Genomic DNA, 21,734 nt, shown 5'->3' on the forward strand with positions numbered 1-21,734 from the left:
TCTGTCGTCAATACATCGGCGTTAACTGTAGCGGGGCGGCCTGTAACAGACGGACCTGCTCTTGAAATACCTGGATCTGGCGCAGCCAGAACTGGGTCTCCCCCACCCAGGGAAAACTGCGCGGAAACGCGGGATCCTGCCAGCGGCGGCAGATCCAGGCCACATAGTGGATCATCCGCATGGCGCGCAGCGGTTCAATCAGCGCCAGCTCGCGCAGGTCGAAATCACTGAATTCGCCGTAGGCCTCCAGCAATACATCCAGCTGTATGCGCTTCTCTGCGTCATCTCCATTCAGTAGCATCCACAAATCCTGGATCGCCGGGCCATTGCGCGCATCGTCCAGATCCACGAACAGTGGACCATCGCGCCACAGTATATTTCCCGGGTGGCAGTCACCGTGCAGACGCAGCTGCGGCAAATCATCCCGCCAGCACGGAAGCAACGCCGCAATCAGCGTATCTAACGCCGAGAGCAGCGCAGATCGCTGCGCTTCAGGCACCAGGGGACTCTCCGCCAGCAGCGCTCGCGGCTGGTAGACGTATTCGTCCAGCCCAATGGTCGGCCGGCTGCTAAACAGCTGGCGTCGGCCTACCTGATGGAGTCGTCCCAGATAGCGTCCAACCCACTCCAGCTGGTCGAGGCTGTCGACCTCATATTCACGGCCCCCCAGGCTGGGAAATACCGCAAAGGCATATCCATGGTAATGATGCAGCGTGGCGCCATTCAGGGGCAGCGGGGCCGCTAGCGGGATCTCCTGCGCGGTCAGCTCGGCAGAGAAAGCATGCTCCTCTGCTATCTGGGCATCACTCCAACGCTCGGGGCGATAGAATTTCACCACATAGCGTCGTCTATCCTCATCCATCAGCTGATAGACACGGTTTTCATAGCTGTTCAGCTCACTAAGACCGGAATCAACGCGGATCCCCGTACTCTCCAGCGCATCCAGGATGAGATCCGGTGTCAGAGTCTGAAAATTAAAGGCCGACGTCGTCATAGCATCAATCTTTAATAACACCGCGCGCACGCAGTAGGGCCGTTTTGAAATCCTCTTCATAGTCTTTTTGCAGACCGGGGATCACCGCACGCTTATCGCTGTCGCGCATTTTCAGGTGATAGATCAGAATATCATCGGTAAGGTCGGACAGTGCGCCCTCATAGCCCGCCTCATCGGCCAGCTTCTGTAAAAACTGAATCAGGTTCAAATCCGGTTCCTGCTGCCAGGCCGGATGGATTAACTCAATAAGCTCATTAACGCGATGGCATTTCATAGAGTACGCTCTCTTGTCTATTCACAGGGCTGCTAAAGCTAGCAATCCTAATTTAACAAAGATAGTCGTTTACCGTGTAACACTCACTATTTACAAACTATTACATCGTCATTAAAGGGGCGCTATGATAGACCATCGTTCGACCTCTACAGCCGACAGGAGCACTTTCACAATGCAGGATATTGAGGGGGTTATTTTAGCGGGCGGGCGGGCAACCAGGATGCAGGGGAGAGATAAAGGACTGGTTACGCTCAACGCCATTCCCCTGTATCAGCAGGTTTTGCAGCGTCTAGCGCCCCAGGTTTCCCGGGTCGTCATCAGCGCCAATCGAAATCAGCAGACCTACCGGCAAAGCGGCTGCGAGGTGCTCAGCGACAGCATGGCAGACTTTCCAGGCCCATTGGCCGGCGTGCTAACGGCGCTGGAGCAGTGCCGAACCCCATGGCTTATCTCTGTTCCCTGCGACGTCCCTTTTATTCCCACCGATCTGGTCAACGTACTCTGGCAAGGCAAAGGCGACGCTCTCCTAGCCTATATCGACGATGGCGAGCACCGTCACCCGACGCTCGCCCTATGGCACCGCAGCCTGCTGCCGCAGCTACGCACCTTTCTGCAGCGGGGGGAACGTAAGCTCATGCTCTTCATGCAATGGGTAGACGCGCAGCCCGTACGCTATGCCAATCCCGCGCTCTTTATCAATATTAACAGTCTGCAAGAGTGCCAGCAGGCGCAATAACAGGAGCACACATCACCGTGACGACCCCACCACTCTTGGGCATTGCCGCCTACAGCGGCACCGGTAAAACCACGCTGCTGAAACAGCTGATTCCCAGCCTAAAAGCCCGAGGGATCCGCATCGCCCTGATCAAGCACACCCATCACGATATGGATGTCGATACCCCGGGTAAAGACAGCTATGAGCTGCGTAAGGCCGGGGCAGATCAAACGCTGGTCGCCAGCGATCTACGCTGGGCATTGATGAGCGAAACGCCGGAGAGGCAGCCGCTGGACTTACACTTTCTGGCCTCACGCATCGACGCCAGGCGCTGTGATTTAATTCTGGTCGAAGGATTTAAGCATGAGCACATTGCCAAAATAGCGCTCTATCGCCATGCGGTTGGCAAGCCCTTTGGCGGGCTTATCGACGAGTACGTTATTGCGCTGGCCAGCGACAGTCGTCATGACTGCGCCGTTCCGTTCTTGGATATTAATGATCCCGATGAAATTGTGGCCTTTATCCAGCGTTGGCTAGAGCAACAAGCTAAAGAATAAGAATAAATAGTCTGTGTATAAAAAGACCGCCAACGGCGGTTTTTCACAGCATCTGGCTGGACTCAAGACGCAAAAAAGCCGCTCATTGAGCGGCTTTTTTGCTTTATTTAATGCTTGGCAGTTCCCTACTCTCGCATGGGGAGACCCCACACTACCATCGGCGCTACGGCGTTTCACTTCTGAGTTCGGCATGGGGTCAGGTGGGACCACCGCGCTATCGCCGCCAAGCAAATTCTTTTTGCCGAACAAAACCCCGAAAAAGTGGTGCTGATACCCAGAATCGAACTGGGGACCTCACCCTTACCAAGGGTGCGCTCTACCGACTGAGCCATATCAGCACGCTAAATTGGATGCCTGGCAGTTCCCTACTCTCGCATGGGGAGACCCCACACTACCATCGGCGCTACGGCGTTTCACTTCTGAGTTCGGCATGGGGTCAGGTGGGACCACCGCGCTATCGCCGCCAGGCAAATTCTGTTTTACCAACCGCCATCACTGGCCATCGGTATCAATCTTGAACAAGCTTCATTCGTCTCTCTAAAACACCTTCGGTGTTGTAAGGTTAAGTCTCACGGATCATTAGTACTGGTTAGCTCAACGTATCGCTACGCTTACACACCCAGCCTATCAACGTCTTAGTCTTAAACGTTCCTTCAGTGGACTCAAGGTCCAAGGGAAGACTCATCTCGAGGCAAGTTTCGCGCTTAGATGCTTTCAGCGCTTATCTTTTCCGCACGTAGCTACCGGGCAATGCAATTGGCATCACAACCCGAACACCAGCGGTGCGTCCACTCCGGTCCTCTCGTACTAGGAGCAGCCCCTCTCAATCTTCCAACGCCCACGGCAGATAGGGACCGAACTGTCTCACGACGTTCTAAACCCAGCTCGCGTACCACTTTAAATGGCGAACAGCCATACCCTTGGGACCTACTTCAGCCCCAGGATGTGATGAGCCGACATCGAGGTGCCAAACACCGCCGTCGATATGAACTCTTGGGCGGTATCAGCCTGTTATCCCCGGAGTACCTTTTATCCGTTGAGCGATGGCCCTTCCATTCAGAACCACCGGATCACTAAGACCTGCTTTCGCACCTGCTCGAGCCGTCACTCTCGCAGTCAAGCTAGCTTATGCCTTTGCACTAACCTCCTGATGTCCGACCAGGATTAGCTAACCTTCGTGCTCCTCCGTTACTCTTTGGGAGGAGACCGCCCCAGTCAAACTACCCACCAGACACTGTCCCTATCCCGGATCACGGGACCAGGTTAGAACATCAAACATTAAAGGGTGGTATTTCAAGGTCGGCTCCATGCAGACTGGCGTCCACACTTCAAAGCCTCCCACCTATCCTACACATCAAGGTTCAATGTTCAGTGTCAAGCTATAGTAAAGGTTCACGGGGTCTTTCCGTCTTGCCGCGGGTACACTGCATCTTCACAGCGAGTTCAATTTCACTGAGTCTCGGGTGGAGACAGCCTGGCCATCATTACGCCATTCGTGCAGGTCGGAACTTACCCGACAAGGAATTTCGCTACCTTAGGACCGTTATAGTTACGGCCGCCGTTTACTGGGGCTTCGATCAAGAGCTTCGCCTTGCGGCTGACCCCATCAATTAACCTTCCAGCACCGGGCAGGCGTCACACCCTATACGTCCACTTTCGTGTTTGCAGAGTGCTGTGTTTTTATTAAACAGTTGCAGCCAGCTGGTATCTTCGACTGGCTTCGGCTCCATCCGCGAGGGACTTCACCTACGTGCCAGCGTGCCTTCTCCCGAAGTTACGGCACCATTTTGCCTAGTTCCTTCACCCGAGTTCTCTCAAGCGCCTTGGTATTCTCTACCTGACCACCTGTGTCGGTTTGGGGTACGATTCAGTGTTATCTGGAGCTTAGAGGCTTTTCCTGGAAGCAGGGCATTAACCACTTCAGCACCGTAGTGCCTCGTCATCACGCCTCAGTGTTAAAGGTAACCGGATTTGCCAAGTTACCCCACCTACACGCTTAAACCGGGACAACCGTCGCCCGGCCGGTCTAGCCTTCTCCGTCCCCCCTTCGCAATAACACCAAGTACAGGAATATTAACCTGTTTCCCATCGACTACGCTTTTCAGCCTCGCCTTAGGGGTCGACTTACCCTGCCCCGATTAACGTTGGACAGGAACCCTTGGTCTTCCGGCGAGCGGGCTTTTCACCCGCTTTATCGTTACTTATGTCAGCATTCGCACTTCTGATACCTCCAGCAGCCCTCACAGGCCACCTTCGCAGGCTTACAGAACGCTCCCCTACCCAACAACGCCTAAGCGTCGCTGCCGCAGCTTCGGTGCATGGTTTAGCCCCGTTACATCTTCCGCGCAGGCCGACTCGACCAGTGAGCTATTACGCTTTCTTTAAATGATGGCTGCTTCTAAGCCAACATCCTGGCTGTCTATGCCTTCCCACATCGTTTCCCACTTAACCATGACTTTGGGACCTTAGCTGGCGGTCTGGGTTGTTTCCCTCTTCACGACGGACGTTAGCACCCGCCGTGTGTCTCCCGTGATAACATTCTTCGGTATTCGTAGTTTGCATCGGGTTGGTAAGTCGGGATGACCCCCTAGCCGAAACAGTGCTCTACCCCCGAAGATGAGTTCACGAGGCGCTACCTAAATAGCTTTCGGGGAGAACCAGCTATCTCCCGGTTTGATTGGCCTTTCACCCCCAGCCACAAGTCATCCGCTAATTTTTCAACATTAGTCGGTTCGGTCCTCCAGTTAGTGTTACCCAACCTTCAACCTGCCCATGGCTAGATCACCGGGTTTCGGGTCTATACCTTGCAACTAGACGCCCAGTTAAGACTCGGTTTCCCTACGGCTCCCCTATTCGGTTAACCTTGCTACAAAATATAAGTCGCTGACCCATTATACAAAAGGTACGCAGTCACACCCCGAAGGATGCTCCCACTGCTTGTACGTACACGGTTTCAGGTTCTATTTCACTCCCCTCGCCGGGGTTCTTTTCGCCTTTCCCTCACGGTACTGGTTCACTATCGGTCAGTCAGGAGTATTTAGCCTTGGAGGATGGTCCCCCCATATTCAGACAGGATAACACGTGTCCCGCCCTACTCATCGAACTCACAGCTGTGCACCTTCGTGTACGGGGCTATCACCCTGTATCGCGCGACTTTCCAGACGCTTCCACTAATGCACAAACTGATTCAGGTTCTGGGCTCTTCCCCGTTCGCTCGCCGCTACTAGGGGAATCTCGGTTGATTTCTTTTCCTCAGGGTACTTAGATGTTTCAGTTCCCCTGGTTCGCCTCGTTAAGCTATGTATTCACTTAACGATAGTGCAACGGATTGCACTGGGTTTCCCCATTCGGACATCGCCGGCTAATAACGCTTCATATCAGCTCACCGACGCTTATCGCAGATTAGCACGTCCTTCATCGCCTCTGACTGCCTAGGCATCCACCGTGTACGCTTAGTCACTTAACCTCACAACCCGAAGGTGTTTCACTTCGTGCTGTAAGCATTTGAGAGACTCTCGAATCACTTATTAAAAGCAATTCGATTGTTTTCGAATTTTCAGCTTGTTCCAGATTGTTAAAGAGCAAAATATTTCACAACATGCTGATTTCTCAGTATGTTCTGAAATATGGTGGAGCTATGCGGGATCGAACCGCAGACCTCCTGCGTGCAAAGCAGGCGCTCTCCCAGCTGAGCTATAGCCCCATGACTTTACTGCAATACCTTATAACCACCCTCCGCTTCACACAGGAAGGGAGTTGGTAGGCCTGAGTGGACTCGAACCACCGACCTCACCCTTATCAGGGGTGCGCTCTAACCACCTGAGCTACAAGCCTGCATAAGGTATTTGCTCGTGACATTTATCAGACAATCTGTGTGAGCACTACACAATTTCGTATCTTTAGGTAAGGAGGTGATCCAACCGCAGGTTCCCCTACGGTTACCTTGTTACGACTTCACCCCAGTCATGAATCACAAAGTGGTAAGCGCCCTCCCGAAGGTTAAGCTACCTACTTCTTTTGCAACCCACTCCCATGGTGTGACGGGCGGTGTGTACAAGGCCCGGGAACGTATTCACCGTGGCATTCTGATCCACGATTACTAGCGATTCCGACTTCATGGAGTCGAGTTGCAGACTCCAATCCGGACTACGACGTACTTTATGAGGTCCGCTTGCTCTCGCGAGTTCGCTTCTCTTTGTATACGCCATTGTAGCACGTGTGTAGCCCTACTCGTAAGGGCCATGATGACTTGACGTCATCCCCACCTTCCTCCAGTTTATCACTGGCAGTCTCCTTTGAGTTCCCGGCCGAACCGCTGGCAACAAAGGATAAGGGTTGCGCTCGTTGCGGGACTTAACCCAACATTTCACAACACGAGCTGACGACAGCCATGCAGCACCTGTCTCAGCGTTCCCGAAGGCACTCCCGTATCTCTACAGGATTCGCTGGATGTCAAGAGTAGGTAAGGTTCTTCGCGTTGCATCGAATTAAACCACATGCTCCACCGCTTGTGCGGGCCCCCGTCAATTCATTTGAGTTTTAACCTTGCGGCCGTACTCCCCAGGCGGTCGATTTAACGCGTTAGCTTCGGAAGCCACGCCTCAAGGGCACAACCTCCAAATCGACATCGTTTACAGCGTGGACTACCAGGGTATCTAATCCTGTTTGCTCCCCACGCTTTCGCACCTGAGCGTCAGTCTTCGTCCAGGAGGCCGCCTTCGCCACCGGTATTCCTCCAGATCTCTACGCATTTCACCGCTACACCTGGAATTCTACCTCCCTCTACGAGACTCTAGCTTGCCAGTCTTGGATGCAGTTCCCAGGTTAAGCCCGGGGATTTCACATCCAACTTAACAAACCGCCTGCGTGCGCTTTACGCCCAGTAATTCCGATTAACGCTTGCACCCTCCGTATTACCGCGGCTGCTGGCACGGAGTTAGCCGGTGCTTCTTCTGTAGGTAACGTCAATTGTGAGCGCTATTAACGTTCACACCTTCCTCCCTACTGAAAGTACTTTACAACCCGAAGGCCTTCTTCATACACGCGGCATGGCTGCATCAGGCTTGCGCCCATTGTGCAATATTCCCCACTGCTGCCTCCCGTAGGAGTCTGGACCGTGTCTCAGTTCCAGTGTGGCTGGTCATCCTCTCAGACCAGCTAGGGATCGTCGCCTAGGTGAGCCATTACCCCACCTACTAGCTAATCCCATCTGGGTTCATCTGATGGCATGAGGCCCGAAGGTCCCCCACTTTGGTCTTGCGACGTTATGCGGTATTAGCTACCGTTTCCAGTAGTTATCCCCCTCCATCAGGCAGATCCCCAGACATTACTCACCCGTCCGCCGCTCGTCAGCGGAGAAAGCAAGCTTTCTCCCTGCTACCGCTCGACTTGCATGTGTTAAGCCTGCCGCCAGCGTTCAATCTGAGCCATGATCAAACTCTTCAATTAAAAGCTTGATGCTCAAAGAAATTAAACTGTTTATTCGTAATGAATTAACTGCTGTCACTCTTCAAGACTTTAAATATTTTCGCATTCCGAGGAATGCGTAATACGAATCTTGCGAGTGCCCACACAGATTGTCTGATAATTTGTTAAAGAGCGTCGCCGTGAAAACCCGTTGAGTTATCACCGGCGTGGGCTGCGTATATTACGCTTTTCGCCCGCAGAGTCAAGCGTTTATTTTCGCTTTCTCTGCCTGACTGGGCGACGTATCGGTCGTTGTTCCCGGTCAGTGGAGGCGCATTATAGGGACTTCTCGCAACGTAACAAGTCTTAATTTAAAAAAAATGCGCAACTGCGCTCATTTTCACCATCTCGCACAAAAAAACGCAATATCGGACTCTTTTCATCCAACAGTACAGCGTGATCTGATTTTTGTAGGATAAAATAGAGGAATATAGATATGCATACCCGATTAGGATCGACTAGCCATGCAACTAAATGCTCAACAACAAGCCGCCCAGCGCAACCTCTCCTATCTTCTTGCTGAGAAGATAGGCCAGCGGATCCTGTCCGGTGAATATCAGTCCGGCAGCATTCTGCCGGGGGAACTCGAACTGGGTGAGATCTATGGCGTCAGCCGCACCGCTGTACGTGAGGCGGTAAAAATGCTGGCGGCCAAAGGTATGCTGCTACCGCGTCCGCGCATTGGTACGCGCGTCATGCCGAGCAGCAGCTGGAATTTTCTCGATCAGGAGCTGCTGACCTGGTGGCTGACCCGAGAGAATTTTGAACACGTCAAAGATCACTTCCTGGTGCTGCGCAATGCGCTGGAGCCACAGGCCTGCCTGCTGACGGCGCTGCACGCCAGCGGCACCGATAAAGCCGTTATCAATAACCTGATGCATGAAATGCGCGAGCTCAATAGCCATTTTGATCGCGAACGCTGGATTCGGGTCGATGTACAATTCCACCAGCAAATCTACAAGGCCAGCGCTAACCCGTTCCTGACCTCGTTCTCCAACTTGTTCAACTCGGTCTACCAAAGCTACTTCCGTTCGGTAACCGGTAATGAAGTCGTCAAGCTGGAGCAGCACCAGGCGATCGTCGATGCCATCCTCGCCGGCGACGCCCAGGGGGCCTATGTGGCCTGTCAGGGTCTGCTGGGTATAGACGGAGCCTAACACTCGACGGAAAACTTATGACCCAGACCGCCCGGAGTATGGCTGGCCTGCCCTGGATTGCGGCAATGGCTTTTTTTATGCAGGCGCTGGATGCCACTATCCTGAATACCGCACTGCCCGCCATCGCCCGCAGTCTGGCCCGCTCCCCGCTGGTGATGCAGTCTGCCATCATCAGCTATGCCCTGACGGTCGCGATGCTGATCCCCATCAGCGGCTGGATAGCCGATAGACTGGGGACGCGGCGCGTTTTTATTGCCGCCGTCTCGCTATTCTCGTTTGGATCCCTGCTGTGCGCGCTGTCCGGCTCACTGGAGATGCTGGTCGCCTCTCGCGTGCTACAGGGCATCGGCGGAGCGATGATGATGCCGGTTGCCCGTCTCGCGCTCCTGCGTGCCTATCCGCGCGATGAGCTGCTGCCGGTACTCAATTTCATCAGCCTACCCGGCTTGGTGGGACCCGTACTCGGCCCTTTGCTCGGCGGCTGGCTCGTCACCTATGCCACCTGGCACTGGATTTTCCTGATCAACATCCCGATTGGCATCATCGGCATCCTCTATGCCCTGCGCTATATGCCTGACTTTACCGCCCCTACCCGCGGCTTTGATATGCTTGGCTTTATGCTATTTGGCCTGGGGCTAGTGCTGCTCTCATGTGGCATGGAGCTATTCGGTGAACAGGCGCTACCGCAGCCCTATGCCTGGGGGGGCATATTGGCGGGCCTCGGCTCGTTGCTACTGTATATCCTGCACGCTCGGCGCCATCCTCACCCGCTTATCGCCCTGCCGCTATTTCGTACCCATACCTTCTCCGTCGGCATCGTAGGCAACATCGCGTCACGCCTGGGTACCGGCTGCATTCCCTTTCTGATGCCGCTCATGCTGCAGGTAGGATTCGGCTACAGCGCTATTATCGCGGGCTGTATGATGGCGCCGACGGCGCTGGGATCGATGCTGGGTAAATCGCTGGTTACCGGCGTACTGCGCCGTCAGGGATATCGTAATACGCTGGTTGGGGTGACGCTGATTATCGGTCTAACGATCGCGCAGTTCTCCCTACAGAAGCCTGAAATGCCCCTGTGGCTGCTGATCCTGCCGCTGTTCCTGCTGGGGATGTTTATGTCCACCCAGTTTACCGCAATGAACACGATTACCCTGGGCGATCTGAGTGACCAAAATGCCAGCGCGGGCAACAGCGTACTGGCGGTAACCCAGCAGCTCTCCATTAGCTTTGGCGTTGCCGTCAGCGCCGCGGTGCTGCGCTTTTATGATACTCAGATTGCCGGGTCACTGGTGGATCACTTCCACTATACCTTTATTACGATGGGCGCCATCACCCTACTGTCAGCTAGCGTATTCCTGTTACTCCATCCCAAGGATGGCGACCACTTGCTGAAGGGCCGCCGCGTCTCGCGTCGGCGCGATGCCCCTCAGCCGTGATGGACCGCGACCGAACCTCGCTCGATAAGCTGGGGCGTTAAGACCAGCGTCTGTGGCTCCCGCGTAGGATGCTTCAGGCGGTGTACCAGCGTATCGACGGCCAGCTCGCCCAGCTCATCCTTGGGCTGATGGATCGTCGTCAACGGCGGCGACATATAGCGCGCCAGCTCAATATCGTCATAGCCGACGACCGCGACATCGTCGCCCACCCGCAGTCCGGCTTCAAACAACACCTGATATACGCCGACGGCCATCGCGTCATTGCCGGTAAACAGCGCATGGGGCGGCGTCGGTAGCGCCAGCAGCTGTTTCATCGCCTGCACTCCGCCGGCAAACTCGAAATCGCCGAACAGGATGTACTCCGGCGGTACCGGCAGCGCGGCCTGTTTCATTTCATACAGAAAGCCCTCAAGACGCTGGCGAGAGGGGGACTTATCCTTAGGGCCAGCCAGACAGGCTATGCGGGTATAGCCGCGTTCGATCAGATGACGAGTCGCGATTTGCCCCCCCAGGAAGGAGTTGTCCTGGATGATATCGTTCTGACCATCGAACAGCGCCCAGTCCATCATCACCGTCGGCAGCGCGGGATAACGGGCAATCATCTCCTGCGCCGGCCGAAAATTCTCGGTGCACATCATCAGCAGACCGTCTACCCGCTTTTGCAGCAGCGTCTCCATACTCTGGCTCATGCGCGCCGGATCACCCTCGGTGTTACACAGGATCAGGCTATAGCCCCGCTCATAGCAACTGCGCTCCACCCCGCGCACCACCTCAGCAAAAAAGGGGTTATTACTGGTGGTCACCAGCATCCCGAGCGTGTGCGTCTGGTTCATCTTTAAGCTGCGGGCCAGCGCAGAGGGGGCATAATTCAGCTGCTGAACGGCCTCCAGAACACGCTGACGCACGCTGTCGCTGACGAAGCGATTGTTATTGATGACATGGGATACGGTCGAGGTGGAGACGCCCGCGAGGCGGGCGACATCCTTCATGGTTGCCACGTACGATTACTCCTGATGCGTCTGCAGGAAGGCATCGATCTCACGGCGCCAAGGGACAGAGGGCTGCGCACCCTCGCGCGTCACGGCGATCGCCGCGGCGGCATGGGCAAAGCGCACGGCGGCAGACAGCGTATTCCCCTCCAGCAGAGCGGTTAGCAGCGCCCCGTTGAAGGTATCCCCGGCGGCAATGGTATCGATGGCGTTAACCCGAAATCCCGGGATCACCCCACCATGTCCCTCTTGGCTGACCCACACGCCGCGGCGACCGAGCGTGATCATCACGGTCGCAATACCTTTGCCATGCAATACGGCGGCGGCTTGGCGAGCGCTCTCATCGTCGTGAACCCGAATACCGGTCAGGCGTTCAGCCTCGGTCTCATTGGGGGTGATGACATCCACCAGCCGCAGCAGAGAATCCGGCAGCGTCCTCGCCGGTGCCGGGTTCAAAATCACCTTGGTCTGGTGCTCTCGGGCCAGCGCCGCGGCGGCTTCAACGGTCTCCAGCGGCGACTCCAGCTGCATCAGCAGCGCATCGGCCTGCGCCACCAGCGCCCGATGGCGGGATAGATACTGCGGCGTCAGCGCATGATTAGCACCGGCGTTAATACCAATGACATTCTCCCCATCCTGATTGACAAAAATCAGCGCCACGCCGGTGCTTTCGCCGTCGACGCGCTCCACGGCGTGAACGTCGATCCCATCACAGGCCAGCTGGGTTCGGATCCGTTCGCCGATATCATCGGCGCCAACACAGGCAATAAAGGCAATATCCGCGCCGCTGCGCCCGGCGGCAACGGCCTGATTGGCCCCTTTACCGCCGAATGCCACCTGATACCCCTGTCCGGTTAAGGTTTCACCGGGGCGGGGAAAATGTTCGACCTTAAGAATGTGATCGGCATTGATACTGCCTAATACGACCAGTTTGCCTGTTTGCATATTCTGTATTCCTACTTATCTACCGCCGCCGGTATTCCAGCGGCGGCGTTGCCCGGAGGGTCTCCCGGCGCGTTACTTGGTGACCAGCTTCAGCTCAACCGGAATGTTTGCCGGCACTTTTTCCCCTTTGATGACCTTATCCGCGGTCTCGACGCCGATCACGCCGATCTGCTCAGGCTGCTGCGCGACGGTGGCCCCCAGCTTACCGCTCTGTACGGCTTTTTCACCGTCTTGGGTTCCATCAAAGCCCACGACCAGCACATCGCCGCGGCCCGCCGTCTGCAGCGCGCGCAGCGCGCCGAGCGCCATTTCATCATTCTGCGCGAACACGGCCTGAACCTGCGGGTGCGCCGTGAGCAGGTTCTGCATGACGTTCAAACCCTTAGTACGGTCAAAGTCGGCTGGCTGGCTGGCCAGTACGTCAAACTTATGGGCGACGACCGCCTGTTTAAAGCCTTCGCCACGCTCACGGGCGGCCGAGGTTCCAGCGATCCCCTCCAGCTGGATGATCTTAGCGCCGGCCCCCAGCTTCTGGGCAATAAAGTCCCCGGCCAGCTTGCCGCCAGCGACGTTATCAGAGGCGATATGGCTAACCACGCTACCTTGGCTGGCCGCACGGTCAAGGGTGATCACCGGGATATTGGCCTGATTGGCCATTTTTACCGCGTTACCCACCGCATCAGAGTCCGTCGGGTTAATCAGCATCAGCTTAGCGCCGCGCACGGTCAGATCCTGTACGTTGGCCAGCTCTTTGGCCGGGTTGTTCTGTGAATCCAATACCACCAGCTTGTATCCCAGCTTGTTGGCCTCTTTCTGCGCGCCATCCTTCATCGACACAAAGAACGGGTTATTCAGAGTAGAGACCACCAGGGCAATGGTGTCCTGCGCCATGGCGTTGGCGCTCAGAGTGGCGCTCAGGGCCGCGGCGGAGATCAGGGTTGCCAGTTTTTTCATGTTCATCTCATCGATTCCTGTAGGTAAGGTTATTTATTGCTTTTGTTGTCTACCAAAACCGCCAACAGAATCACCGCTGCCTTGACGATCATTTGGTAGTAGGAGGAAACACCGAGTAAGTTTAGGCCGTTATTCAGGAAGCCAAGGATCAGGGCACCGATCAGCGTTCCCATAATCCGCCCTTTACCGCCGGCCAGGCTGGTCCCACCCAGCACCACCGCCGCGATCGCATCCAGCTCATAGCCGGTGCCGGCCGTCGGCTGCGCCGAGGAGAGCCGGGCGACCTCTATCACGCCGGCCAGCGCTGACAGCAAGCCGCACAGGGCATACACCGCAATCTTGACGCGATCGACGCTGATCCCGGACAGGCGCGTTGCCGCCTCGTTCCCCCCCAGCGCGTAGATATAGCGCCCGAGGCGGGTGTGGTGCAGCATGTACCACGCCAGCGCAAAGACCACAATCATCAGCCAGATGGGCGTCGGCATCCCCAGTGGACGGCCGATACCAAACCAGCCAAACAGATCCGCCTGCGCAGAAAACCCGGTATTGACCGGACTGCCGTCGGTATACACCATCGTAACCCCGCGCAGCAGCAGCATCATCACCAGGGTTGCAATGAAGGCCTGAACCTTACCCTTGGCCACGATAACGCCGGTGCAGCCGCCAATCGCGGCTCCCAGCGCCAGCGCCGCGCCAACCGCCACCAGCGCATTCACATCCATCCCGACAATAGACGCCGCGACCGCGCCGGTCAGCGCCAGCAGCGACCCTACGGACAGATCGATGCCGGAGGTCAGGATCACCAGCGTCATCCCGACGGCCATGATGGCGTTCACGGAGGTCTGCTGCAGAATGTTGAACAGATTATTGACGGTGAAGAAATTGGGGCTCATGGAGGAGACCACCGCGATCAGCACCAGCAGGGCGATCAGCGATTTCTGCTCGACCAGCCAGACCTTGAGTCGGGCCTTGCTGAATCCGCCCTGGTTTGCAGTTACTTGGGTATTCATCGGGGATTACTCCTGCTTAACGCCGTATTGCTTGCCAACGGCCGCGGCCATCAGCACTTCTTGTGTTGCCTGTGCAATCGGGAACTCGCCGCTCAGCTGTCCGTCATGCATAACCAGGATACGATCGCTCATTCCCAGCACCTCAGGCATTTCGGAGGAGACCAGAATGATGCTCAACCCCTCCGCCTTAAACTGGTTAATCAGCTGATAGATCTCTTTTTTGGCGCCAACGTCGACGCCGCGCGTCGGCTCATCAAGAATGAGAACCTTGGGGCGGGTCATCAGGCCGCGGGCGATCGCCACTTTCTGCTGGTTTCCACCAGAAAGCAGACCGATAGCCTGATCCATCGATGGGGTCTTGATGTTGAACAGCGAGATAAAATCGCCGACGGCCTCCCGCTCTTCGCCATGCTTGAGCGAGCCGTTAAGGCGACTGAAGTAGCGCAGCGCCGTCAGTGACATGTTCTCCTTCACCGACATCCCCAGCACCAGGCCATCGCGCTTTCGGTCTTCAGAGATATAGACGATGCCGTTGGCCATCCCCTCCTGCGGAGAGCGCGTCTGAATAGGGTTTCCCTCCAGAGTGATACTCCCCTGGGTACGCGGCAGCGCGCCGTACAGGATCTTCATCAGCTCACTGCGCCCCGCGCCCATCAGGCCAGACACCCCCAGAATTTCACCGCTGCGCAGCGTAAAAGAGACATCCCTGACGCCAGGGCCTGATAGGTGACTGACCTGCAGGCGCAGATCGCCGGGCGCCTTATCGAGGCGCGGATACTGCTCCTCCAGCTTGCGCCCAACCATCATTTCAATCAGCGAATCTTCGCAGAGCCCACTGACGGGCCGCTCTGCGATAAACTGCCCGTCGCGGAAGACGGTCACGTCATCGCAGATTTCAAAGATTTCCTTCAGACGGTGCGAGATATAAACAATGCCGCGTCCCTGCGCCTTCAGCTCACGGATGACGCTGAACAGGGACTCCGTCTCGGTATCCGTCAGCGCATCGGTCGGCTCATCCATGATGATGACCCGCGACTCGAAGCTCAGCACCTTGGCTATCTCTACCATCTGCTGTTCGCCGATGGACAGATCGCCGACCAGGCGGCGGCTGCCGTAATCCAGATTCAAACGCGCCAGCAGCCTGTCCGCCTCGGCATACATTTTTTTCCAGTCAATGCGCCCCAGACGATGGGTAAACTCACGGCCCAAAAAGATATTTTCAGCGATAGTCAGCTGCGGGATCAGGTTCAGCTCCTGATGAATAATACCAATGCCGGCCTCCTGCGAAGACTTGGGACCGTTAAACGCCGTCTCTTTACCCAGGTAATGCAGCGAACCGGCATCTTTCTGATAGATCCCGGTCAGCACTTTCATCATGGTAGATTTGCCAGCGCCGTTCTCCCCGACCAGCGCCATCACCCGTCCGGGATAGACATTCAACGAGGCGCCGGACAGCGCCTTCACGCCGGGAAACGATTTATCGATTGCGGTTAAAGCCAGTAACGGTTGCATAATGGCCTCAAAAGGTCACGCCGGCATACAGCAGTACATTGGCATAGGGTGAACACTCTCCGCTGCGGACGATGGCCTTACTCTCACCGCTCAGCGCCTTAAACTGATAGTGGGAAACATAGTCGATATGAATCGCGTTGCCCTGCGTCTGCGCCACCTGCTGCAGCCACGCCACCAGCTGCCGGTGAATATCAGGATTAGCCTCAACCATCTCCTGCGCCAAAACGGCACGCTCAACCTGCATTTCCGCCGTGATCGTCTCAATAACCTGCATAAAACGCGGGATGCCATGGGTCAGCGCCAGATCGATGCGCTGGATACCGTCAGGAACCGGCAGCCCGGCATCACCAACCGTCACGCTGTCCGTATGGCCGAGACGGGAGATCAGGGCTGAAAGTTCAGAATTTAATACCGTGCCTTTTTTCATTGCTCGCTCCACCAGCGAAACGTTTCGCTATCCGCTAAGTGTAGAGGTATGGCTTGGCTGAACAAAGCAAAAAATAAAAAAATGTGATCGTAATCGAAACGTTTCGCAGTAAAAACGATTCAGCTAAACAGTAATTTCAACGAGAAAGGGCGCCGTTAGGCGCCCTTTTACACGTTATCCCGTTTAACGGGTCAGATTTCAACCTGGGTTCCCAGCTCGATAACCCGATTAGGTGGGATCTCAAACTGATCGGCCGCCTGCAGCGCATTGCGGCTCAGCGCCATAAACAGCCGGCCTCGCGCCTTGAGATACCAAGGCCGGTGTCCCAGCAGCAGCGACTCATGGGACATGAAGAACGACGTCTCCATAATCCGGCAGGAGAGTCCCTCGAGACCGCAGCGGTGGAAAATCTCCTCAACGTTCGGCGTTTCCTTAAAGCCATAGCTGGCCACCACCCGCCAAAACGTCGGCGACAGCTGTTCGAGAGTGACGCGACGCACGTTATGAACATAGGGCACATCTTCGGTACGCAGGGTCAGCAAGATCACCCTCTCATGGAGCACCTTGTTATGTTTCAGGTTATGCAGCAGCGCCAGGGGAATGACGTTCACCGCCCGCGACATATATACCGCGGTTCCCTGCACCCTGACCGGAGGCGACTTCTCCAGCGAGGCGATCATGGCCTCCAGAGAGTTTCCGTGCTCATGCAGGCGACGCAGCAGACGAAAGCGCTCGCTTTTCCAGGTTGTCATGACGATAAACATCATCAGCCCCAGCGTCAGCGGGAGCCAGCCGCCGGAGAGTATCTTCATGGCGTTGGCACTAAACAGCGGTATATCGATACACAGTAGGCATACCAACAGGATCCCGACCAAGAAACGGTTCCAATGCCAGTTTTTAAAGGCGACGGTGCAGGAGAGAATACTGGTCAGCACCATCGTACCGGTAACGGCGATACCATAGGCCGCCGCCAGATTGCTGGAGCGCTCAAAGCCGACGATCACCAACACCACGCTGATATACAGCGCCCAGTTAATGGCCGGAATATAGATCTGACCGGCCTCCATATCCGACGTATGAATAATACGCATCGGCGGCAGATAACCGAGCCGTACCGCCTGGCGCGTCAAAGAAAAGACGCCGGAAATCACCGCCTGCGACGCGATGACCGTGGCGAGGGTAGCCAATACCAACAGCGGGATCAGCGCCCAGTCAGGCGCCAACAAAAAGAAGGGATTCTTTATCGCCGATGGATCGTTAAGCAGCAGCGCTCCCTGACCAAAATAGTTCAGCATCAGCGAGGGGATCACAAACAGAAACCAGGCGAGGCGGATCGGACGTTTACCAAAGTGGCCCATGTCGGCGTACAGCGCCTCGACCCCGGTGATCGACAGCACCACGGCGCCGAGGGCAAAAAAGGCCAGCGCCTTATAATGGATAAAGAAGTTGATAGCCCAGCGCGGATCCAAGGCGTGCAGCACCTGTGGATTGGCGAGAATACTGCGCGCCCCTAAGATCGCCAGCGCTAAAAACCACAGCACCATCACCGGCGCAAACAGGCGGCCAATGCTGCCGGTACCGTGTTTTTGGATACAAAACAGGACCGTCAGCACCAGAACAGAAAGCGGAACGATGTAGGGATCCAGCGACGGGGCGGCAATTTCAAGCCCCTCAATAGCTGACATCACGGAGATCGCCGGGGTGATAACCACCTCGCCGTAGAAGAAGCTACCGCCAATCAGCCCCAGAATCACCAGGGTAGCCGTTATCCGCGCCGGCGTATTGCGGCCAGCCAACGACATCAGGGTCAGGATCCCCCCTTCGCCTTCGTTGTCGGCCCGCATCACAAAGGTCAGATACTTCAGCGAGACAATCAGGATCTGCATCCAAAAGATCAGCGAGAGGAAGCCAAAGACGATCTCAGGCTTCACCTCAAATCCATAGTGCCCGGCAAAACACTCGCGCAGGGTATACAGCGGACTGGTGCCGATATCGCCATACACGACGCCGATAGCGGCCAGCGTCACCGTAGTCAGTGAACGTTTCTGTTCTGTACTCATATCATTTTTCGTTTGAAATTTCCGTCAGCCATCAATGCGCCAACATCCCGAGCGCAGATAAAGGTTGCACAGTATGCATAAATACCCATGTATTCCCACTGTAAAACCCGCAAGAATATCGTTGATTATGTAACAAACAGCATGTGACGCCGCCGCGTTGCCGGTGAATATCTCCCCGATGGCCGTGAATGAAAATAAAAGCTGGTCATACAGGTTATAAATGGATACAACAAAATCATCCATGTCATGAATAGAGAATATTATGACGCAACCTCGCCAATTGGCCGAACGTATTTCACGACTGAGCCAGGCGCTGGAGTCTGGACTGTATGAGCGGCAGCAGGCGGTACGCCTGTGTCTGCTGGCTGCGCTGTGCGGCGAAAGCGTCTTCCTGCTCGGGCCGCCGGGCATTGCCAAGAGCCTGATCGCCCGGCGGCTTAAGTTCGCCTTTCGCAATGCGCGCGCCTTTGAGTACCTGATGACCCGCTTCTCCACCCCGGAGGAGGTGTTCGGCCCCCTCTCTATTCAGGCCCTGAAAGATGAAGGACGCTACCAGCGCCTGACCCAGGGCTACCTGCCGGAGGCCGAAATCGTCTTTTTAGATGAGATATGGAAAGCGGGCCCGGCTATTCTGAATACGCTGTTGACCGCTATCAACGAACGCCGTTTCCGTAACGGTGATCGGGAAGAGGATATCCCGCTGCGCCTGCTGGTTACCGCCTCTAACGAGCTGCCAGACGCTGACGGAGGGCTGGAGGCGCTGTACGACCGCATGCTTATCCGCCTCTGGCTCGATAAGGTGCAGGAAAAAAGTAATTTTCGCGCGCTGATCAATAGCCATCAGGATGAAAACGCCAACCCGGTTCCCGACAGTCTCAGCATCGACGGCGACGAGTTTCAACGCTGGCAGCAGCAGCTGAGCGGCGTAACACTGCCGGATAACGTCTTTGATCTGATATTTCAGCTGCGTCAGCATATCGACACGCTGGAAAACGCCCCCTATATCTCCGATCGGCGCTGGAAAAAAGCCGTACGCCTGCTGCAGGCCTGTGCCTTTTTCAGCGGCCGCGACGCCGTCGCACCGCTCGATCTGATCCTGTTGAAAGAGTGCCTGTGGCACGATCTTTCCTCACGTCAGCTGCTGAACCAGCACATCCAGCAGATCCTGACGCAGCAGGCCTATCGGCAGCAGACGCTGCTGCTGCAGATCCAGCGGCTAGAGGGCCAATGGCTGCAAAGCCAGCGGACATATCAGCAGAACCGCGCGCTGACGCTGCGGCATAAATCTGCGCTGTTTAACCACCGGGCTCACTATACCCTGCCGGCAGATCTCACTGCGCCGCAGCTCACGCTGCTGCTGCTGCAGCCGCTGCGCCTGCACGATATGCAGGTCACCCACCTCTCCGTTGAAACCGCGGCGCTGACCCGCTGGCTGCAAAAAGGCGGCGAACTGCGTGCTCGCCTCAACGGTATCGGCTTTGCCCTGGCCGTTGACGTCGACATTAATCCACAGCATCAGCTGGAGATCCGCGATATCAGCCATCAATCCAGCCTGCTGAGTCTGCCTGACGGTACGCGCCAGCAGGCGAATCCCGCCATTCTGGCCGGCCTTGAGGAGATCAGACAAACGCTGCGCCAGCAGCGCCAACAGTTTGCCGGGCAGCAGCCCTGCCTGTTTGTCTGCCGCGAGTGGCTGGCTCAGATAGAGGCCAGCCTACTGGAGGTGGATGAACAGATTAATGCGCTAGCCGCTCGGCTACAGGGAGAGACTCTCTGACATGCCGTCACTTGAGGCCGTCGAAGCTTTTCTGGTCATGAATGAAAGCGAGCTGCTGCAGGACTTTCTGGTCGGGCTGATGGCCGCACCCCAGCTGGCGGTCTTTTTTGAAAAATATCCGCGCCTGCGCAAGCTCATCGATCGCGAATGGCCCGCCTGGCAGCGCCGCCTGCGTAAACGGCTCCACGACACCAGCGTGCCCGACGATCTGGCGCAAGAATTTACGCTGTATCAACACCAGCTCCTGCTGGGCAGCGGCGAGTTCTTCCGCCGCTTACCCGCAACCCTGGCCGCGCTGGATAGCCAGGGATCTCCGTTTAGCCATAAAGCACGCCAGCTCTGTCCCGATGGGCAGATCACCCACAGCGACAGCTTCCATACGCTGTTTTTACAGCAATGGCGCCTGAGCCTGGTCGCCCGTACGCTGACGCTCCACCACCAGGTGATGGAGCAGGAGCGAGAAATGCTGCAGCAAGAGCTACAGCAGCGCATGCAGCTCAGCGGCGCGCTGGAGCCAGTGCTGGTGGAGAATGAAAATGCCGCGGGCCGCCTCTGGGACATGAGTCGGGCACCGCCGCATCACGGTGACTATCAGCTGCTGGTTCAGTACGGTGACTTCCTTGCCGGCCAGCCAGAGCTACAGCAGCTGGCTGAACGGCTGGGACGCAGCCGCGCCGCCGATCCTCAGGATCACGCCGACAGTCAGCAGGAGATCCGCCGCGTACTGGTACGCGAGCCGGCCGTGATGCCTGAAGAGGTCAGCGGGATCCATCAAAGCGATGAGATCCTACGCCTGATGCCCAGCGAGCTGTCGCTGCTGGGGCTCAGTGAGCTAGAGCTGGAGTTTTACCGCCGTCTGCTTGAAAAGCGCCTGATGACCTACCGTCTGCAGGGGGATGCCTGGCGTGAACAGCAAATTCAGCACAGGGTAACGTACCGACACCAGCAACAGCAGCCCAAGGGGCCGTTTATCGTCTGCGTCGATACCTCAGGTTCGATGGGAGGGTTTCATGAGCAGTGCGCCAAGGCGTTCTGTCTGGCGCTGATGCGCATCGCCCTTGCCGATAATCGCCGCTGCTACATCATGCTGTTTTCTACCGCAATCGTGCAGTATGAACTGACCGCCGACAGCGGCATTGATCAGGCGATTCGTTTCCTCAGCCAGCGCTTTCGCGGAGGAACCGATCTGACGCGCTGCCTAGCTCAAACCTGTACGCTGCTGCAGCAGCCGGCCTGGCAGCAGGCGGATGCGGTCGTCATTTCCGATTTTATTGCCCAGCGGTTGCCGGAAGAGACGCAGGAGGTGATAAGCCAGCTGCAAAAACAGAATGGCCACTGTTTTCACGCAGTGGCCATGTCGCCACATGGCAAGCCCAGCATAATGAAAGTCTTTGATTATATTTGGCGCTTCGACAGCGGGATTAAGGGGCGCCTGCTGCGTCGCTGGCGCCACTAAGCGAT

At 56.3% G+C, this 21,734-nt stretch carries 15 protein-coding genes, 3 tRNA genes and 4 rRNA genes; 6 read left to right on the forward strand and 16 right to left on the reverse strand.

Annotated elements, in window-relative coordinates; translation table 11 throughout:
* Positions 1-7 precede the first annotated feature (7 nt).
* Positions 8-994 carry a serine/threonine protein kinase gene (locus L1P05_RS16885; protein WP_012850299.1) on the reverse strand — a complete coding sequence of 329 codons (987 nt, stop codon included), beginning with the start codon at positions 992-994 and terminating at the stop codon, positions 8-10.
* Between the two features lie 4 nt (positions 995-998).
* Positions 999-1,268: a YihD family protein gene (locus tag L1P05_RS16890; RefSeq protein WP_012850300.1), complete on the reverse strand. Its 270-nt coding sequence runs from the start codon at positions 1,266-1,268 to the stop codon at positions 999-1,001.
* Positions 1,269-1,440: 172 nt separating this feature from the next.
* On the opposite strand from L1P05_RS16890, the gene mobA reads away from it, so the two are divergent.
* Positions 1,441-2,004 (forward strand): molybdenum cofactor guanylyltransferase MobA, encoded by a 564-nt coding sequence (gene mobA, locus L1P05_RS16895; protein WP_012850301.1) that lies wholly within the window; start codon positions 1,441-1,443, stop codon positions 2,002-2,004.
* Positions 2,005-2,015: 11 nt separating this feature from the next.
* On the forward strand, positions 2,016-2,540 hold the full coding sequence (mobB, locus tag L1P05_RS16900) for a molybdopterin-guanine dinucleotide biosynthesis protein MobB (RefSeq protein WP_071818558.1): 525 nt from the start codon (positions 2,016-2,018) through the stop codon (positions 2,538-2,540).
* Between the two features lie 112 nt (positions 2,541-2,652).
* Here the strand turns inward: mobB and rrf (L1P05_RS16905) are convergent.
* From rrf (L1P05_RS16905) to L1P05_RS16935, 7 genes are all read right to left on the reverse strand, one after another.
* Positions 2,653-2,768 (reverse strand): 5S ribosomal RNA (gene rrf, locus L1P05_RS16905).
* 34 nt (positions 2,769-2,802) lie between these two features.
* Positions 2,803-2,878 (reverse strand) — tRNA-Thr (locus tag L1P05_RS16910).
* A gap of 14 nt (positions 2,879-2,892) precedes the next feature.
* Positions 2,893-3,008 (reverse strand): 5S ribosomal RNA (gene rrf, locus L1P05_RS16915).
* A 90-nt stretch (positions 3,009-3,098) separates the two neighbouring features.
* Positions 3,099-6,006 (reverse strand): 23S ribosomal RNA (locus L1P05_RS16920).
* A 161-nt stretch (positions 6,007-6,167) separates the two neighbouring features.
* Positions 6,168-6,243: transfer RNA gene (locus L1P05_RS16925), tRNA-Ala, on the reverse strand.
* A gap of 54 nt (positions 6,244-6,297) precedes the next feature.
* Positions 6,298-6,374 (reverse strand) — tRNA-Ile (locus tag L1P05_RS16930).
* A gap of 70 nt (positions 6,375-6,444) precedes the next feature.
* Positions 6,445-7,988: ribosomal RNA gene (locus L1P05_RS16935) — 16S ribosomal RNA — on the reverse strand.
* The 16S, 23S and 5S rRNA genes sit together here with 3 tRNA genes alongside, the layout of an rRNA operon.
* Positions 7,989-8,470: 482 nt before the next feature.
* Here L1P05_RS16935 and L1P05_RS16940 point away from each other — a divergent pair.
* Both L1P05_RS16940 and mdtD read left to right on the forward strand, forming a co-directional pair.
* Positions 8,471-9,163 carry a FadR/GntR family transcriptional regulator gene (locus L1P05_RS16940; RefSeq protein WP_012850303.1) on the forward strand — a complete coding sequence of 231 codons (693 nt, stop codon included), beginning with the start codon at positions 8,471-8,473 and terminating at the stop codon, positions 9,161-9,163.
* A 17-nt stretch (positions 9,164-9,180) separates the two neighbouring features.
* Complete coding sequence (mdtD, locus tag L1P05_RS16945) at positions 9,181-10,599, forward strand: multidrug transporter subunit MdtD (protein ID WP_012850304.1); 1,419 nt, start codon at positions 9,181-9,183, stop codon at positions 10,597-10,599.
* Here mdtD and rbsR read toward each other — a convergent pair.
* The 7 genes from rbsR to kup form a co-directional block, all read right to left on the reverse strand.
* Positions 10,590-11,597: a ribose operon transcriptional repressor RbsR gene (gene rbsR, locus L1P05_RS16950; protein ID WP_012850305.1), complete on the reverse strand. Its 1,008-nt coding sequence runs from the start codon at positions 11,595-11,597 to the stop codon at positions 10,590-10,592. The genes mdtD and rbsR overlap by 10 nt on opposite strands.
* A 6-nt stretch (positions 11,598-11,603) precedes the next feature.
* Positions 11,604-12,533 (reverse strand): ribokinase, encoded by a 930-nt coding sequence (gene rbsK, locus L1P05_RS16955; protein ID WP_012850306.1) that lies wholly within the window; start codon positions 12,531-12,533, stop codon positions 11,604-11,606.
* A gap of 72 nt (positions 12,534-12,605) precedes the next feature.
* Positions 12,606-13,493: a ribose ABC transporter substrate-binding protein RbsB gene (gene rbsB, locus L1P05_RS16960; protein WP_012850307.1), complete on the reverse strand. Its 888-nt coding sequence runs from the start codon at positions 13,491-13,493 to the stop codon at positions 12,606-12,608.
* A 23-nt stretch (positions 13,494-13,516) separates the two neighbouring features.
* A complete protein-coding gene (gene rbsC, locus L1P05_RS16965; protein WP_012850308.1) occupies positions 13,517-14,497 on the reverse strand; it encodes a ribose ABC transporter permease in 981 nt (326 codons plus the stop codon).
* A 6-nt stretch (positions 14,498-14,503) separates the two neighbouring features.
* Positions 14,504-16,009 carry a ribose ABC transporter ATP-binding protein RbsA gene (rbsA, locus tag L1P05_RS16970; protein ID WP_012850309.1) on the reverse strand — a complete coding sequence of 502 codons (1,506 nt, stop codon included), beginning with the start codon at positions 16,007-16,009 and terminating at the stop codon, positions 14,504-14,506.
* A gap of 7 nt (positions 16,010-16,016) precedes the next feature.
* A complete protein-coding gene (gene rbsD, locus L1P05_RS16975) occupies positions 16,017-16,436 on the reverse strand; it encodes a D-ribose pyranase (protein WP_012850310.1) in 420 nt (139 codons plus the stop codon).
* Positions 16,437-16,627: 191 nt separating this feature from the next.
* The gene (gene kup / locus L1P05_RS16980; RefSeq protein ID WP_012850311.1) at positions 16,628-18,496 is read right to left on the reverse strand and encodes a low affinity potassium transporter Kup; all 1,869 of its coding nucleotides are present in this window, start codon (positions 18,494-18,496) and stop codon (positions 16,628-16,630) included.
* 262 nt (positions 18,497-18,758) lie between these two features.
* Here kup and ravA point away from each other — a divergent pair, with 262 nt between their 5' ends.
* Together ravA and viaA are read left to right on the forward strand one after the other, a co-directional pair.
* Positions 18,759-20,273: an ATPase RavA gene (ravA, locus tag L1P05_RS16985; protein WP_012850313.1), complete on the forward strand. Its 1,515-nt coding sequence runs from the start codon at positions 18,759-18,761 to the stop codon at positions 20,271-20,273.
* Position 20,274: 1 nt separating this feature from the next.
* The gene (viaA, locus tag L1P05_RS16990; protein WP_012850314.1) at positions 20,275-21,729 is read left to right on the forward strand and encodes an ATPase RavA stimulator ViaA; all 1,455 of its coding nucleotides are present in this window, start codon (positions 20,275-20,277) and stop codon (positions 21,727-21,729) included.
* Positions 21,730-21,734: the final 5 nt, after the last annotated feature.

The organism is Edwardsiella piscicida (genome assembly GCF_021733145.1).
GTDB lineage: Bacteria > Pseudomonadota > Gammaproteobacteria > Enterobacterales > Enterobacteriaceae > Edwardsiella > Edwardsiella piscicida.

Excerpts from the sequence above, each read along its gene's own strand:
- L1P05_RS16885 (WP_012850299.1), bottom strand. The coding sequence starts at position 994 with ATGACGACGTCGGCCTTTAATTTTCAGACTCTGACACCGGATCTCATC.
- L1P05_RS16890 (WP_012850300.1), bottom strand. The coding sequence starts at position 1,268 with ATGAAATGCCATCGCGTTAATGAGCTTATTGAGTTAATCCATCCGGCC.
- mobA (WP_012850301.1), top strand. The coding sequence starts at position 1,441 with ATGCAGGATATTGAGGGGGTTATTTTAGCGGGCGGGCGGGCAACCAGG.
- L1P05_RS16940 (WP_012850303.1), top strand. The coding sequence starts at position 8,471 with ATGCAACTAAATGCTCAACAACAAGCCGCCCAGCGCAACCTCTCCTAT.
- mdtD (WP_012850304.1), top strand. The coding sequence starts at position 9,181 with ATGACCCAGACCGCCCGGAGTATGGCTGGCCTGCCCTGGATTGCGGCA.
- rbsK (WP_012850306.1), bottom strand. The coding sequence starts at position 12,533 with ATGCAAACAGGCAAACTGGTCGTATTAGGCAGTATCAATGCCGATCAC.
- rbsB (WP_012850307.1), bottom strand. The coding sequence starts at position 13,493 with ATGAACATGAAAAAACTGGCAACCCTGATCTCCGCCGCGGCCCTGAGC.
- rbsC (WP_012850308.1), bottom strand. The coding sequence starts at position 14,497 with ATGAATACCCAAGTAACTGCAAACCAGGGCGGATTCAGCAAGGCCCGA.
- rbsA (WP_012850309.1), bottom strand. The coding sequence starts at position 16,009 with ATGCAACCGTTACTGGCTTTAACCGCAATCGATAAATCGTTTCCCGGC.
- rbsD (WP_012850310.1), bottom strand. The coding sequence starts at position 16,436 with ATGAAAAAAGGCACGGTATTAAATTCTGAACTTTCAGCCCTGATCTCC.
- kup (WP_012850311.1), bottom strand. The coding sequence starts at position 18,496 with ATGAGTACAGAACAGAAACGTTCACTGACTACGGTGACGCTGGCCGCT.
- ravA (WP_012850313.1), top strand. The coding sequence starts at position 18,759 with ATGACGCAACCTCGCCAATTGGCCGAACGTATTTCACGACTGAGCCAG.
- viaA (WP_012850314.1), top strand. The coding sequence starts at position 20,275 with ATGCCGTCACTTGAGGCCGTCGAAGCTTTTCTGGTCATGAATGAAAGC.